The sequence below is a fragment of the Streptomyces sp. NPDC037290 genome (assembly GCF_055603245.1).
The window spans coordinates 126,887-140,095 of the sequence record NZ_JBVJVZ010000005.1 but is presented as its reverse complement, the minus strand read 5'-3'; the positions used below and the strand labels follow the sequence as shown (position 1 = coordinate 140,095).

The 13,209-nt window shown below is 71.5% G+C and carries 14 protein-coding genes; 7 read left to right on the top strand and 7 right to left on the bottom strand.

Annotated features, from left to right (window positions below; translation table 11 throughout):
* Positions 1 to 28 precede the first annotated feature (28 nt).
* Both ACZ7HQ_RS19270 and ACZ7HQ_RS19265 read right to left on the bottom strand, forming a co-directional pair.
* Complete coding sequence (locus ACZ7HQ_RS19270; protein ID WP_470990991.1) at positions 29 to 253, bottom strand: DUF3263 domain-containing protein; 225 nt, start codon at positions 251 to 253, stop codon at positions 29 to 31.
* 35 nt (positions 254 to 288) lie between these two features.
* Positions 289 to 1,572 carry an ABC transporter substrate-binding protein gene (locus ACZ7HQ_RS19265; protein ID WP_470992219.1) on the bottom strand — a complete coding sequence of 428 codons (1,284 nt, stop codon included), beginning with the start codon at positions 1,570 to 1,572 and terminating at the stop codon, positions 289 to 291.
* A gap of 112 nt (positions 1,573 to 1,684) precedes the next feature.
* Here ACZ7HQ_RS19265 and ACZ7HQ_RS19260 point away from each other — a divergent pair, with 112 nt between their 5' ends.
* The 3 genes from ACZ7HQ_RS19260 (at position 1,685) to ACZ7HQ_RS19250 (ending at position 4,848) form a co-directional block, all read left to right on the top strand.
* Positions 1,685 to 2,641 carry an ROK family protein gene (locus ACZ7HQ_RS19260; protein ID WP_470992216.1) on the top strand — a complete coding sequence of 319 codons (957 nt, stop codon included), beginning with the start codon at positions 1,685 to 1,687 and terminating at the stop codon, positions 2,639 to 2,641.
* The gene (gene nagA, locus ACZ7HQ_RS19255) at positions 2,641 to 3,783 is read left to right on the top strand and encodes an N-acetylglucosamine-6-phosphate deacetylase (RefSeq protein ID WP_470990989.1); all 1,143 of its coding nucleotides are present in this window, start codon (positions 2,641 to 2,643) and stop codon (positions 3,781 to 3,783) included. The genes ACZ7HQ_RS19260 and nagA overlap by 1 nt, the downstream gene beginning before the upstream one ends.
* A 135-nt stretch (positions 3,784 to 3,918) precedes the next feature.
* Positions 3,919 to 4,848 (top strand): 1-phosphofructokinase family hexose kinase, encoded by a 930-nt coding sequence (locus ACZ7HQ_RS19250; RefSeq protein WP_470990987.1) that lies wholly within the window; start codon positions 3,919 to 3,921, stop codon positions 4,846 to 4,848.
* 26 nt (positions 4,849 to 4,874) lie between these two features.
* On the opposite strand, the gene ACZ7HQ_RS19245 is transcribed toward ACZ7HQ_RS19250, so the two are convergent.
* Both ACZ7HQ_RS19245 and cdgB read right to left on the bottom strand, forming a co-directional pair.
* Entirely contained in the window at positions 4,875 to 5,804 is a 930-nt protein-coding gene (locus ACZ7HQ_RS19245) for a carbohydrate-binding protein (protein ID WP_470990985.1), read from the bottom strand.
* Between the two features lie 116 nt (positions 5,805 to 5,920).
* Complete coding sequence (cdgB, locus tag ACZ7HQ_RS19240) at positions 5,921 to 7,576, bottom strand: diguanylate cyclase CdgB (RefSeq protein WP_470990983.1); 1,656 nt, start codon at positions 7,574 to 7,576, stop codon at positions 5,921 to 5,923.
* Between the two features lie 418 nt (positions 7,577 to 7,994).
* On the opposite strand from cdgB, the gene ACZ7HQ_RS19235 reads away from it, so the two are divergent.
* Together ACZ7HQ_RS19235 and ACZ7HQ_RS19230 are read left to right on the top strand one after the other, a co-directional pair.
* Positions 7,995 to 8,486 carry a flavin reductase family protein gene (locus ACZ7HQ_RS19235; RefSeq protein WP_470992213.1) on the top strand — a complete coding sequence of 164 codons (492 nt, stop codon included), beginning with the start codon at positions 7,995 to 7,997 and terminating at the stop codon, positions 8,484 to 8,486.
* Positions 8,487 to 8,535: 49 nt separating this feature from the next.
* Positions 8,536 to 8,997, top strand: a complete 462-nt coding sequence (locus tag ACZ7HQ_RS19230) for a GNAT family N-acetyltransferase (RefSeq protein ID WP_470990981.1) — start codon at positions 8,536 to 8,538, stop codon at positions 8,995 to 8,997.
* A 21-nt stretch (positions 8,998 to 9,018) separates the two neighbouring features.
* Here the strand turns inward: ACZ7HQ_RS19230 and ACZ7HQ_RS19225 are convergent, their stop codons facing one another.
* Together ACZ7HQ_RS19225 and arfB are read right to left on the bottom strand one after the other, a co-directional pair.
* Positions 9,019 to 9,876, bottom strand: coding sequence for a sigma-70 family RNA polymerase sigma factor (locus ACZ7HQ_RS19225; protein WP_470990979.1), 858 nt, complete (start codon positions 9,874 to 9,876; stop codon positions 9,019 to 9,021).
* A 102-nt stretch (positions 9,877 to 9,978) separates the two neighbouring features.
* Positions 9,979 to 10,416 carry an alternative ribosome rescue aminoacyl-tRNA hydrolase ArfB gene (arfB, locus tag ACZ7HQ_RS19220; RefSeq protein WP_470992210.1) on the bottom strand — a complete coding sequence of 146 codons (438 nt, stop codon included), beginning with the start codon at positions 10,414 to 10,416 and terminating at the stop codon, positions 9,979 to 9,981.
* A 155-nt stretch (positions 10,417 to 10,571) separates the two neighbouring features.
* Between arfB and ACZ7HQ_RS19215 the strand changes: the two genes are divergently transcribed.
* Entirely contained in the window at positions 10,572 to 11,147 is a 576-nt protein-coding gene (locus ACZ7HQ_RS19215) for a TerD family protein (protein WP_470990977.1), read from the top strand.
* Between the two features lie 48 nt (positions 11,148 to 11,195).
* Here the strand turns inward: ACZ7HQ_RS19215 and ACZ7HQ_RS19210 are convergent, their stop codons facing one another.
* Complete coding sequence (locus ACZ7HQ_RS19210; protein ID WP_470990975.1) at positions 11,196 to 12,590, bottom strand: M1 family metallopeptidase; 1,395 nt, start codon at positions 12,588 to 12,590, stop codon at positions 11,196 to 11,198.
* 53 nt (positions 12,591 to 12,643) lie between these two features.
* Here ACZ7HQ_RS19210 and ACZ7HQ_RS19205 point away from each other — a divergent pair, with 53 nt between their 5' ends.
* Positions 12,644 to 13,144: a hypothetical protein gene (locus ACZ7HQ_RS19205; RefSeq protein WP_470990973.1), complete on the top strand. Its 501-nt coding sequence runs from the start codon at positions 12,644 to 12,646 to the stop codon at positions 13,142 to 13,144.
* The last annotated feature ends 65 nt before the right edge of the window (positions 13,145 to 13,209 follow it).

Below are 13,209 nucleotides of genomic sequence, written 5' to 3'. Positions count from 1 at the left end.
TCCGCCTCGCCTCCCGAACCGGTCCGCTTCAGCGCTCCGTGCGGCGTGCTTCCCTCACCCGGCGGAGCCTGTTCACCGTCACCGGGTCATGGGCGAGGGCCCGCTCGTCGTCCAGCAGGGCGTTGAGGAGCTGGTAGTAGCGGACCGGGGACAGGCCCAGTTCCTCGCGTATCGCGCGCTCCTTCGCGCCGGGGCCGGGAAAGCCGCGGCGCTCCAGCGCGAGGATGGCTTGTTCGCGGTGGCCGAGTTCCATGCCCGCCACCGTAGCGCCGGGCACGGACAACCGGGTCAGCTCGCGTCGCCGCTGTCGGCCGCGGTCGCCGTCGCCTGGAGGCGGGACAGGACGGCGGAGGGGCTGCCGCCGGGGGCGACGGCCTGGCCGATGTTCTGCTTCACGGACGCGCTGACCGCCGCCCAGGAGGTCTTGCCGACGGGGTACAGCTCGGAGGTGGGCAGCTCGTCGAGGAAGGGGTGCAGGGCCTTGTCGGCCGGGGACTGCGACGCGCTCATGGTGTTGGAGGCCGAGCCGGTGACCGGGAGCAGACCGTAGTCGCGGGAGAACGTGAGGACGTTCTTCTCGCTGTAGACGAAGTTGAGGAAGTCGCCAATCTGCTCGGCGTGCCCGTTCTGCTTGAACGCCATCATCCAGTCGGCGACGCCCATGGAGGCCCTGGCCTTGCCGGTGCGGCCCGGCATGGGCACCATGCCGAACTTCACCCCCTTCTTCTCGGCCTGCTGGATCAGCGTGGGGTGTCCGTTGAGCATGCCGACCTGGCCGTCGGCGAAGGCAGCGAAGGCGTCCGCGCGGTTGAGCTTGCCGGGCGCGACGGGTCCGGTCAGGCCCTTGCCGACCAGCTCGTCCTTGAGCCAGGTGAAGGTCTCGACGTTCGGCGCGGAGTCGATGGTGTAGGTGCCGATGTCGTCGGTGTAGCCGCTGCCGCCGTTGCCGCCGCTGAGCAGCCACTGCATGGTCTCCGCCTGGGCCTCCTCGGGGCCGAGGGGCAGCGCGAAGGGGTACTTCACACCCTTGTCCCTGAGCGCCCTGGCGTCGGCGGCCAGCTCGTCCCAGGTGGTGGGCGGGGTGATGCCGGCCTTGGCGAACAGGGTCTTGTTGTAGAAGAGCACGCGCGTGGAGGCGGCGAAGGGGATGCCGTACTGGGTGTGGTTCCACTGGCCGGCGTCGGAGAGCTGGGAGAGCAGGTCCGCCTGGGTGCGGATGGAGAGCACGTCGGAGGCCGGGTAGAGCTTGCCGGCGGCCGCGTAGTCGGCGTAGGCGCCGATCTGGGCCAGGTCGGGGGCGTGGCCCGCGGCGACCATGGCCTTGACCTTGGCGTCGACGTCGTTCCAGGAGTACACGCTGACGTCGATCTTCACGCCGGGGTGCTTGGACTCGTACTCCTTGGCCAGGGTGTCCCAGTACTTCTTGGAGCTGTCCGCGGCGGAGTCGCCGTAGTCGGCGGCGACCAGTCTCAACGTGACGTCGGAGGAGCCCGTGCTCCCGCAGCCGCCGAGAACCGCCGTCATGCCCAGTGCGGACACCACCGCGATCGTTCCTGCCGTACGCCGACGCACCGTCAAAGCCCCAACCCTGCTGTCTGACCGTTCAATATCTGGACACATAAGGTCTACACCACGCGAGTGGACTAGACCTCTTGCGGGTGTGCGGGTCACACTAGGGACCGTGGTGAGACATGTCATCGCCCTGGACGTGGGCGGTACCGGGATGAAGGCCGCCCTCGTCGGCGACGACGGCGAACTGCTCCACCGCGCCCGCCGCGCCACCGGACGCGAGCGCGGACCGGACGCGGTGGTCGGGGCGATCCTCGACTTCGCCGCCGAGCTGCGCGCCTACGGCGCCGAGCACTACGGCGCGCCGGCCGTCGCCGCCGGTGTCGCGGTCCCCGGCATCGTCGACGAGGAGCGGGGCGTCGCCTCCTACGCGGCCAACCTCGGCTGGCGGGACGTACCCCTGCGCGCGCTGCTCACGCAGCGGCTCGGTGTCCCCGTCGCCCTCGGCCACGACGTGCGCACCGGTGGTCTCGCCGAGGGCCGGATCGGCGCGGGCAAGGGCGCCGACCGGTTCCTGTTCGTGCCGCTCGGCACCGGGATCGCCGGCGCCATCGGCATCGACGGCCGGGTGGAGGCGGGCGCGCACGGTTTCGCCGGCGAGATCGGCCACGTCGTCGTACGCCCCCGCGGCACCCCCTGCCCCTGCGGGCAGCACGGCTGTCTGGAGCGGTACGCCTCCGCGTCCGCCGTCAGTGAGGCCTGGGCGGCGGCCTGCGGGGACCCGGACGCGGACGCCGCCGACTGCGCCAAGGCCGTCGCGTCCGGTGACCCGAACGCCGTCCGGGTCTGGCAGGAGGCGGTGGACGCGCTCGCCGACGGGCTGGTCACCGCGCTCACCCTGCTGGACCCGCGCACCCTGATCATCGGTGGCGGGCTCGCCGAGGCGGGGGAAGTGTTGTTCCAGCCCCTGCGGGACGCCGTCCGGCGGCGGGTCACCTTCCAGAAACTGCCGGCCATCGTGCCCGCGGCCCTCGGCGACACGGCCGGCTGCCTGGGCGCGGGCCTGCTCGCACAGGACCTGCTCGACTCCACCGACCTCGACCCCACCGACCCCTCGGAGGTAACCGCCTGATGGCTCCCAGCTTGGTTCTCGCAGGTGCTCGGGTGGTGCTGCCCGGCGGAGTGGTGGACGACGGGCGCGTCTGCGTGGAGGGTACGAAGATCACGGCCGCCGCTCCCGAGAACGCCGAGGTGATCGACGTGACCGGCCACTGGCTGGTCCCCGGCTTCGTCGACATCCACAATCACGGCGGCGGCGGAGCCTCCTTCTCCGGTACGACCGCCGACGTACTCGAAGCCGTCCGTACGCACCGTCTGCACGGCACCACCACCCTCGTCGCCTCGACCGTCACCGACGAGATGGACCTGCTGGTGACACAGGCGGGGCTGCTGAGCGAGCTGGCCGAGCAGGGCGAGATCGCCGGTATCCACTTCGAGGGGCCGTTCATCTCGCCGTGCCGCAAGGGCGCGCACTCCGAGAAGCTGCTGCGCGACCCGGACCCGGCGGACGTGCGCAAGCTGATCGACGCGGCGCGCGGCAGGGCGAAGATGGTCACCCTCGCCGCCGAGCTGCCGGGCGGCCTCGACTCCGTACGGCTGCTCGCCGAGCACGGCGTGATCGCGGCGATCGGGCACACGGACGCGACGTACGAGCAGACGGCCGCCGCGATCGACGCGGGCGCCACCGTCGCCACCCACCTGTTCAACGCGATGCCGGCCCTGAACCACCGTGCGCCGGGGCCGATCGCCGCCCTGCTGGAGGACGAGCGGGTCACGGTCGAGCTGATCAACGACGGCGTGCACCTCCACCCCGCCGCCCTGGAACTGGCCTTCCATCGCGCGGGCGCCTCCCGCGTCGCCTTCATCACGGACGCGATGGACGCGGCCGGTACCGGCGACGGCCGCTACATGCTCGGCCCGCTGGAGGTGGAGGTCAGCGAGGGGGTGGCGCGGCTGGTGGAGGGCGGCTCGATCGCGGGCTCCACGCTCACCCTGGACCGGGCGTTCAAACGGGCGGTGACGATCGACAAGCTGCCGGTCGAGGACGTGGTGACCGCGCTGTCGGTGAACCCCGCCCGCCTCCTCGGGCTCTTTGACCGCGTCGGCTCCCTGGAGCCCGGCAAGGACGCCGACCTGGTCCTGCTGGACGCGGACTTCGACCTCACGGGCGTGATGCGGCACGGCGAGTGGGTGATCCCGCCCCAACTGGCCTGATCTGCCCGTCTTTTCCCGCAACGGCGGCCGACTCATGACTGGGCCGGCCGCCGTCTCTTTGGCATGATCGTGGCCCCGGAAACCGATGACGGGCGCGTGGACGGACGCGGGGAACTTCGAGGGAGGTCGGCCGGGGTGATCCTCACGGTCACACTGAACACCGCTCTCGACCTCACCTACCGCGTGCGGTCACTACGGCCGCACGCCTCGCACCGGGTCTCGGAGGTCATCGAACGGCCGGGCGGCAAGGGCGTGAACGTGGCCCGCGTCCTGGCCGCCCTCGGCCACGAGGTGACGGTCACGGGCTTCGCGGGCGGCGCGACCGGCCGGGCGGTACGCGACCAGCTGGCCGGCGTACCCGGGCTGACGGACGCGCTGGTCCCGGTCGCCGGGGCGACCCGGCGCACGATCGCGGTCGTGGACGATCTCCCGGGCGACACCACACAGCTGAACGAGCCGGGCCCGCAGACAGCGCCCACCGAGTGGGCCGCCTTCCTCGACCGCTACGAGGAACTGCTGGGCGGCGCCTCGGCGGTGGCCCTGTGCGGAAGCCTGCCCCCGGGCGTCCCGGTCGGCGCCTACGCGAACCTGATCCGCCTGGCCCGTGCGCAGGGCGTCCCCGTCCTGCTGGACACCAGCGGCGAACCCCTGCGCCGCGGGGTGGCCGCCCGCCCCGACCTCATCAAACCGAACGCCGACGAACTGGCCGAACTCACGGGCTCCCACGAACCGTTCCGCGCCACGCAGGACGCCCGTCGCCGCGGGGCCCAGGCGGTCGTCGCCTCCCTCGGCCCGCAGGGCCTGCTGGCCGTCACCCCGGAGGGCCGCTGGCGCGCCGCCCCGCCGGCTCGCGTCCACGGCAATCCCACGGGCGCGGGCGACTCGGCGGTGGCGGGCCTGCTGTCGGGCTTGGTGGAAAAGCTCCCCTGGCCGGAGCGGCTGGCCCGGGCGGTGGCTTTGTCGGCGGCGACGGTGGCGGCTCCGGCGGCGGGCGAGTTCGACCGCTCGGCGTACGGGAAACTGCTGGGGCGGATTGCGGTGACCGGGGAAGTCAGCGCCGCGTGATGATGAAGACCACCACGCGCCGTGACTCAGCCGTGGTAGTTGACCCAGCCCTTGACCAGCCACAGGCGGTCGACCAGCGCGTCGCACTGGTTGCCCTGCCCGCAGGAGACAGTGACGGTATTCGTGCCCTGCTTGAGCTGGACGTAGTTGAAGGTCTTTGTCCAGCCCTGCGCGTAGTCGCCGCCTGCGGCATGTGACCAGTTCTTCAGGTTGACGGGCTGCGTGGAAGGCGTGCCGTTCACCGTGAGCGTGGCGGTCCCGTCCTTGCCCGGCACGCTGTAGCCGACGTACACCGAGTACTTGCCGGCCTCGGGGATGCCGTCGAATGTCCACGTGATCGAAGCACCCTGCTGATTCAGGCCTGTCACATAGCGGCCGTCCGAGGACTTCGCGCCCTTGACGTCCGAGGCCGCTGTCGCGCCGCCCCCCAGCTGGACGGAGCTGCTCGCGGCGTCGGTCTTCGGAAGCTCACCGCTCGCCGCCGAACTGCTCGCCGACGGGCTCGAGGCCCGGCTCTGGGACTGGCTCGGGGTGTTGGCCTGGTTGCCGGTCTTGTCGTCGTTGCCGTTGATCATCGCCACGCCGATGCCGACGACGACCGCCGCGACCACCGCGATCGCGCCGATCAGCAGGCCCTTGGTGTTGGGGCCGCGGCGGCCGGGGGCGGGCGGTGCGGAGCGGGGGGTGCTCGGCGGGGCGCCGCCGGGGAGGGTCTCCGGGGCCTGGTAGTGGGCGTTCGGCTGGCCGTAGACGGCCTGCTGCTGCGGCACGGTCGGCTGGCCGTACTGCGGCTGGCTGTACTGGCGCTCGCCGACCGTGCGCACTCTGCTGACCGAGTTCGGGTAGCCGTAACCGCCGGAGGGCGGCTGGGCTCCTCTGGCCTGGCCGTCGGCGTACAGATACCCGAACGGGTCGTCGTCCTCGGGCGTGCTCGGGCCGTTTTCGCCGGGCGTCATCCCTTGGTCTCCTCAGCAGGTGCGGGTGATGCGATACAGGTCTGGAAGGGCGAGCCTACCCGCTCTGACTGAGCCAAACAGGTGACTCGAATCGCATCATGCCCCTGACCTGGGGATCATCCGGCGCGTCGATGTTGTTTGGGACGAGATCGTTTCTCTACGTACATCCGCTCGTCGGCTGACTTCAACACTTCGTCCGCCGTCATGCCGCAGTGTGCCCATCCGATACCGAAACTCGCGCCCACCCGGACGGCCCGTCCCTCGGCCCGGATCGGCTGGATGATCTCGTTGCGCAGCCGTACGGCGAGGTCCTGGGCGTCGGCCCGGCCGAGGCCGTCGGCGAGGATCACGAACTCGTCGCCGCCGAGCCGCGCGACCGTGTCGCCGTCGCGGACGCCCCGGGTCAGCCGGCGGGCGACCTCGATCAGCACCGCGTCGCCCGCGTTGTGGCCGAAGCGGTCGTTGATCGACTTGAAGCCGTCGAGGTCGCAGAAGAGGACCGCGAGGCCCTTGGTGCCGTCGTCGCGGCCGTCCTCGGGGGCGACGGTGTGGACGTGGTGGTCGTAGGCGTCGTAGCCCTCCGTGCCCGGCCTGAAGTCGAAGCCGTGGTTCGCGGGGGCGTCGAAGGCGGGGTGGCCGTAGGCCGCGTCCAGGGACTCCAGCTCGCCGGTGTGGGTCGGGCGCCGGCACAGCCGGGCCGCCAGGCGTGAGCGCAGCTCCGCCGAGTTCGGCAGACCGGTGAGGGAGTCGTGGGAGGCGCGGTGGGCGAGCTGCAGCTCACGGCGCTTGCGCTCCTCTATGTCCTCGACGTGGGTGAGGAGGAAGCGGGGGCCGTCGGCGGCGTCGGCGACGACCGAGTTGCGCAGGGAGACCCAGACGTAGCTGCCGTCGCGGCGGCCCAGGCGGAGTTCCGCGCGGCCGCCCTCCGCCGAGGTGCGCAGCAGGGTGCCGATGTCCTCGGGGTGGACGAGGTCGGAGAAGGAGTAGCGGCGCATCGCGGAGGCGGGACGGCCCAGCAGGCGGCACAGGGCGTCGTTGGTGCGCAGGATGCGCCCGTGCTGGTCGCCGCCCATCTCGGCGATGGCCATGCCGGAGGGGGCGTACTCGAAGGCCTGCCGGAAGGATTCCTCGCTGGCGCGCAGGGCCTGCTGCTCGCGCTCCAGACGGACCAGGGCGCGCTGCATGTTCGCACGTAGACGCGCGTTGCTGATGGCGATCGCGGCCTGGAAGGCGTACATCTGCAGGGCCTCGCGGCCCCAGGCGCCGGGGTGGCGGCCGTTGCGCGGGCGGTCGACGGAGATGACGCCGAGCAGCTCGCCGCAGGAGCCGCCCGAGATGCCCGGCGTGTACATGGGGGCGAAGAGGCGGTCGGAGGGGTGCCACTCGTCCTCGAAGCGGGGGGCGGGACCGTCGGTGTACCACTGGGGGACGTCGTCGTCGTCGAGGACCCAGCCCTCGGTGTGCGGTATGAAGACCAGGTCGCCCCAGCGCTCGCCCATGTTCAGCCGCCGCTCCCAGGCGTCGCGGGAGCCGACCCGGCCGGTGATCAGGGCCTCGGCGGCGGAGTTGCCGGAGAACGCGGCGACGACGAGGTCGCCGTCGGGGCGTACGAGGTTCACGCAGGCCATCTCGTACCCGAGGGCGTTCACGGCGCCGTCGGCGACGGTCTGCAGTGTGTCCGCCAGGCTGCGTGCCGTGTTCATGTCGGCCATGACCTGGTGCAGCTGTCGCAGGGACGCAAGGCGGACATACGGCTCCGACTCGGTCTCCATGCTCGCCCTCCCCCCGAGACCTCGCAGCGAATCAAGGGTTGTCGTCGGCGCTCGTTCAGGGTGCCGCTTACAGTGCTCTTCCAGTTTCCCCGCCACTGAATCACAGCGCGCTGCCCACTCGGTACACAGGGTCAACAATTCCTGCCCCTTGTGACTCAAGTCACAGGAGAACGTGAACAATTGAGTGGAGTTTCTGCGGTTTCCCCATGGGTTTACTGAACGTAAGTTTTGCGGGCCTGTTCACATGACGCACACAGCGGTCCGCCCCTGGTCCTAGGACCAGGCTCGGGCCGAGGCCCGATGTGGCGCGCGCGGGGCGCAGACTAGCGTTTCCGGCGTGCTGAAGACTCCCTCCCCCACCGCCACCACAGCTTCCGGGCATGCTGAGGGGGTGAGCAACGACGAGTTCCGGGCCGCGATGTCCCGACTGGCCGCCGGGGTCGTCCTGGTGACCGCGCAGGAGCCGCCGCTGGACCCCGACGACCCGGACGCGCCGGGCACGGAGGACGTCGGCATGACCGCCACCGCCTTCATGTCCGTCTCCCTCGACCCGCCGCTGGTGCTGGTCAGCCTGCGCGAGGGCTCCCGCATGGACGACCTGCTCGGCGAGCAGCCCCTGTGGGCGGTGTCGGTACTCACCGAGAGCCAGCGGCACATCGCGGGCCGCTTCGCCATGAAGGGCCGCATCAGCGACCGCCTGCTCTTCGAGGACCTCCCCTGCTCCCGTGGCGAGGCCACCGGCGCGCCCCTGGTGGGCGGCGCGCTGGCCACCCTGGAGTGCCGCACCGAGCAGCGGGTGACGGCCGGCGACCACACCCTCGTCATCGGCCGCGTACTGACCGCACGCGTCCCGAGCACGGAGGGTGGCCCGCTGCTGTACTTCCGCGGCCGGTACCGGCATGTGGGCTGAGCCCGATATCGCGTGGCCGGGACGCGAACCGCGTGCGTAGCGTGAGCGGATGACACCTCGTCTGGAAGACGTCACCCCCGCGAACTTCGACGCCGCGATCGGCATCCGGATCCGCCCCGACCAGGAACACGCGGTCGAACCGGTCGTGAAGTCCCTGGCCGAGGCGTACGTCCACCCCGCCGGTGTCGCCTGGCCCCGGCTGATCGTCGACGACGACCGCCCGGTCGGCTTCCTGATGGCCTTCCTGGACATCGACTGGTACGGCGACGGCAGCGTGCGCCGCTCGGGCCTGTGGCGCCTGAACATCGCGGCGGACGCACAGGGGCGGGGCTACGGCCGCTTCGCCGTCACCGCCGTGGCCGACCTGATCCGCGGCCGGGGCGGCAGGCAACTCCACGTGACCTGGCACCCCGGCCCGGACGGCCCCGAGGACTTCTACCTCCGGCTGGGCTTCCGCAAGAACGGGGAGACGAGCGGGGGCCAGACCGTGGGAGTGCTCGACCTGGAGTGACACCGGGCCCGCCGAAGCGGCCTAGACCGGCTCGACGGTCAGCACCGACAGGTCGGCCGGGTTCGTCACGATGTCGACGGACGCGATCCGGTCGGCCACGAAGGTGAACGTCAGCGCACGCTCCAGGCGGCCGTCGGCGTACACGACCAGGCCCGTGGCGCCGTCGACCAGCGCGGGACGCGCGACCCGGGCCAGATGGGCGAAGCTCCTCGCGCCGGACGCGACCTGGGCCGCGCCGACGGTCGTACCGGCGTCGCTGCGGGCCAGCACGTCCGGGTCGAGCACCGCCAGCAGCCCGTCGAAGTCGCCGCCCCGCGCGGCCGCCAGGAAGGCGTCGACCACCTGCCGCTGCCGGACCAGGTCCGCCTCCGGCGCCTCGGCACCCCGCACCCGGCGCCGGGCCCGGCTGGCGAGCTGCCGCGCGGCGGCCGGACTGCGCCCGAGGATGCCGCCGACCTCCTCGAACGGCACCCCGAACAGGTCGTGCAGCACGAACGCGAGCCGCTCGGCCGGCGAGAGCGTCCCAAGGACGACCAGGAGGGCCGCCCCGACCGAGTCGGCGAGCACGGCGTCCTGGGCCGGGTCCGGTTCGGCGGAGGCTCCCGGAGCCCAGGTCTCCAGCGGCTCCTCGCCCCGGGAGCGGCGGGAGCGGAGCATGTCGAGGCAGACCCGGCCGACGACGGTCGTCAGCCAGCCCCCGAGGTTGCCCACCTCACCGGTGTCGGACCGGCTCAGCCGGAACCACGCCTCCTGGACCGCGTCCTCGGCCTCCGCGGCCGAGCCCAGCATCCGGTAGGCGACGGCCCGCAGGTGCCCCCGGTACTCCTCGAACCGCTCGGCGAGCAGATCGTCGTCGCGGTGCTGTCCGTCGTCGCTCATCGTGTGCCCGGCCTCTCCGTCACCGCCAGTGGTCCTCTGCCTCACTGACGAACGCCGGGCCGCGGATGTGACGGGCACCCCTGCCCACCGGGTGACACCGGCTCACGCCCAGTCCCGCCGCGAGCGGCCCCGCTTCGTCTCGGAGCGCTGCTTCTTCTCCCGCAGCCGGCGTTCGTTGATGCCGCGCGGGACACGGGTCGCCCTGCGCGGCCTGGGCGGGGGCGCGCAGGCCTCCGCGAGGAGTGCGGCGAGGCGTACGGCGGCGGCCTCGCGGTTGCGCCACTGGGAGCGGTGCTCGGAGGCCCGCACGGACACCACTCCGTCGACGAGCCGGCCGGCGAGCCGCTGCAGCGCCCGCTCCTTCCACACCGGGGGGAGCGCCTCGGTGCGCGCCAGGTCGAAGCGCAGCTCCACCTGCGAGTCACTGGTGTTGACGTGCTGTCCGCCGGGCCCCGACGACCTGGAGAAACGCCACATCAGCTCGGCCTCGGGAAGCGAGACGGAGCCACGGACGACGTAGGGACCAGACATGCGTTCCATGTTCCCGGTCACGCCCGGTCCGCGTCACCTGGATTTCCCGGCGGGTAAAAAAGGTAAAGGGACCCGGAACCGACGGTACCCCTCTCGACGTTCTCCCGGGTGACGGTAGCTTCATCGGCACAGATACACAGATATCCAAGGAAGGGACTCCCAACATGGCTGTAAGCCTGTCCAAGGGTGGCAACGTCTCGCTCACCAAGGAGGCTCCGGGCCTGACCGCCGTCACCGTGGGCCTCGGCTGGGACGTCCGCACCACCACCGGCACGGACTTCGACCTGGACGCCTCGGCCATCGCGGTGAACGGCCAGGGCAAGGTCTACTCGGACGCGCACTTCGTCTTCTTCAACAACAAGCAGACCCCGGACAACTCCATCGTCCACACCGGCGACAACCGCACGGGCGAGGGCGCGGGCGACGACGAGGCGATCAACGTCAACCTGTCCGCGCTCCCGGCCGACATCGACAAGATCGTCTTCCCGGTCTCCATCTACGACGCCGAGAACCGCGGCCAGAACTTCGGCCAGGTCCGCAACGCCTACATCCGCATCGTCAACCAGGCCGGCGGCGCCGAGATCGCCCGCTACGACCTCTCCGAGGACGCCGCCACCGAGACGGCCATGGTCTTCGGCGAGCTGTACCGCAACGGCGCGGAGTGGAAGTTCCGCGCCGTGGGCCAGGGTTACGCCTCGGGCCTGGTCGGCATCGCCCAGGACTTCGGTGTGAACGTCTGACGGACGCCGCGCCGTGCGGGGACCCCCGGCCCCGGCCGGGGGTCCCCGTCAGGGACGGGACGGCTTGCGGTCCCCGTACAGCCAGTCCTTCCAGATCTCGCCGAAGTCCCGGTGCGGGGCCTTCTTCTCGACGTACGCGGTGAAGTCGGCGGTGCTCGCGTTGCCGTAGCGGTGGTCGGCGGCCCAGCCCTGGATGATGTCGTAGAACGTGTCGTCGCCGGCCTTCTGCCGGATCTTCTGCAGGACCATCGCACCGCGCTCGTAGACGGGGCTGTCGGAGATGTGGGCGGCGCTCGACGGTTTGGCGGGCGGGTAGGCCCAGATGGCCTCGTTGTCGCCGTCGTAGAGGTCCGTGAAGGTCTGCTGGGCGCTCTTGCCGCCGTGGTCCTCCCGGTACAGCCACTCCGCGTAGGTGGCGAAACCCTCGTTGAGCCACATGTCCTGCCAGGACCTCGGGGTGACCGAGTCGCCGTACCACTGGTGGGCGAGTTCGTGCACGAGCGTGCCGGTGTCGAGTTCGTCGCCGGGGAAGACGGGCCGGTTCTGGGTCTCCAGGGCGTAGCCGGCGTCGCCCGGCCGGTCGACGATCGCTCCGGTGGAGGAGAAGGGGTACGGCCCGAAGTTGAGCTCCTCCCACTTGATGATGTCCGGGATCTTCGCGAGCACCTGCTTGCTCGCCTTCGCCTGGTTGGGGTCGACGGCGGTGATGACCGGCAGTCCGTGCGGGCCGGTGGTGCGGGTGACGTCGAAGTGGCCGATGGCGACCGTGGCGAGGTAGCTCGCCATGGGCTGGGCGGTGTGCCAGTGGAAGGTCGTGCGGTTGCCCTTGGTGGACTCGTCCGTCACGTCGCCGTTGGAGACCGCCTGGAGGCCCTCGGGGACGGTGACCGTGAGGTCGTAGGTGGCCTTGTCGGAGGGGTGGTTGTCACCCGGGAACCACGCCATGGAGCCGACGGGTTCGCCGAGGCCGAGGGCGCCGTCGGCGGTGGGCAGCCAGCCCTCCTCGGAGCCGTCGGGATCGGTGAGGGTGTGGGGGGTGCCCGAGTAGCGGACGACGGTGCGGAAGGTCTCACCCTTGCTGAGGTCGTCGTGCGGGCGGACGGTGAGTTCCTGGCCGGCCCGGTTGAAGCGGGCCTTGCTGCCCTCGACGGTCACCGCGTCGACGTGCAGCCCGGCGAGGTCGAGGTCGAAGGCGGACAGGTCCTGGGTGGCGCGGGCGGTGATGACCGCCGTACCGGTGAGATGGCGGGTGGCGGGGGTGTAGTCGAGGGTGAGGTCGTAGTGCCCGACGTCGTAGCCGCCGTTGCCGGCCTTCGGGAAGTAGGGGTCGCGTACGCCGGACGCGCCCGGGGTGCCTCGCACACCGCCGTCGCACGCGGTGCCGGTGAGAGCGAGGACGAGCAGGGCGGCGACAGCCGGCACCGGGCGTACGGATCTGGACATGTCAGTGATCTTATGTGCCGGGATTCGCACAAAGGCGTGACACCATCTCTCCCGTGCTCGACATCGGCTACGCCCTCTCCAACCGGTTCCCCGACCCCCCGCAGACCGACTACCGCCGTGCGGACGTCCACGCGCTGCGGCACGACCTGTTCTGCGGTGACGTCTATCTCGCGGACACGAAGTCGGACCGGGAGCTGTCCACAGCCTGGGGATGGGTGCCGGTGCTGGACTTCGCGTGGGCGCTGTGCGACATCGCGGAGCGGCTGGACCGGGATCCGATGGGCTCCCGCGCCGCCCGGCCGCAGCGGGCGGAGCTGGACTTCACCGAGTCCACCGACCGGATGCTCTTCGAGCGCCGCTTCGGCTGGGTGGACATCACCGCCGACTGGGTGCCGGCCGAGGAGTCCCCGCTGTCCTTCTCGCACGCCGAACTGCGCCGCGAGGCCCGCGACTTCCTGCAGGACCTGATCGCGGACCTCACCGACCTCCATGAGGACCTCGCGGAGAACCCGGCGATCTGGACGCTCCAGGCCCGCTTTCCCCGGGTGTCGTAGGGCCGCCGTGTCGCCGGCGCGCAGCCGTCGTGGCGCCGCCGAAGGGCCGTCGTGGCGCCGCCGAA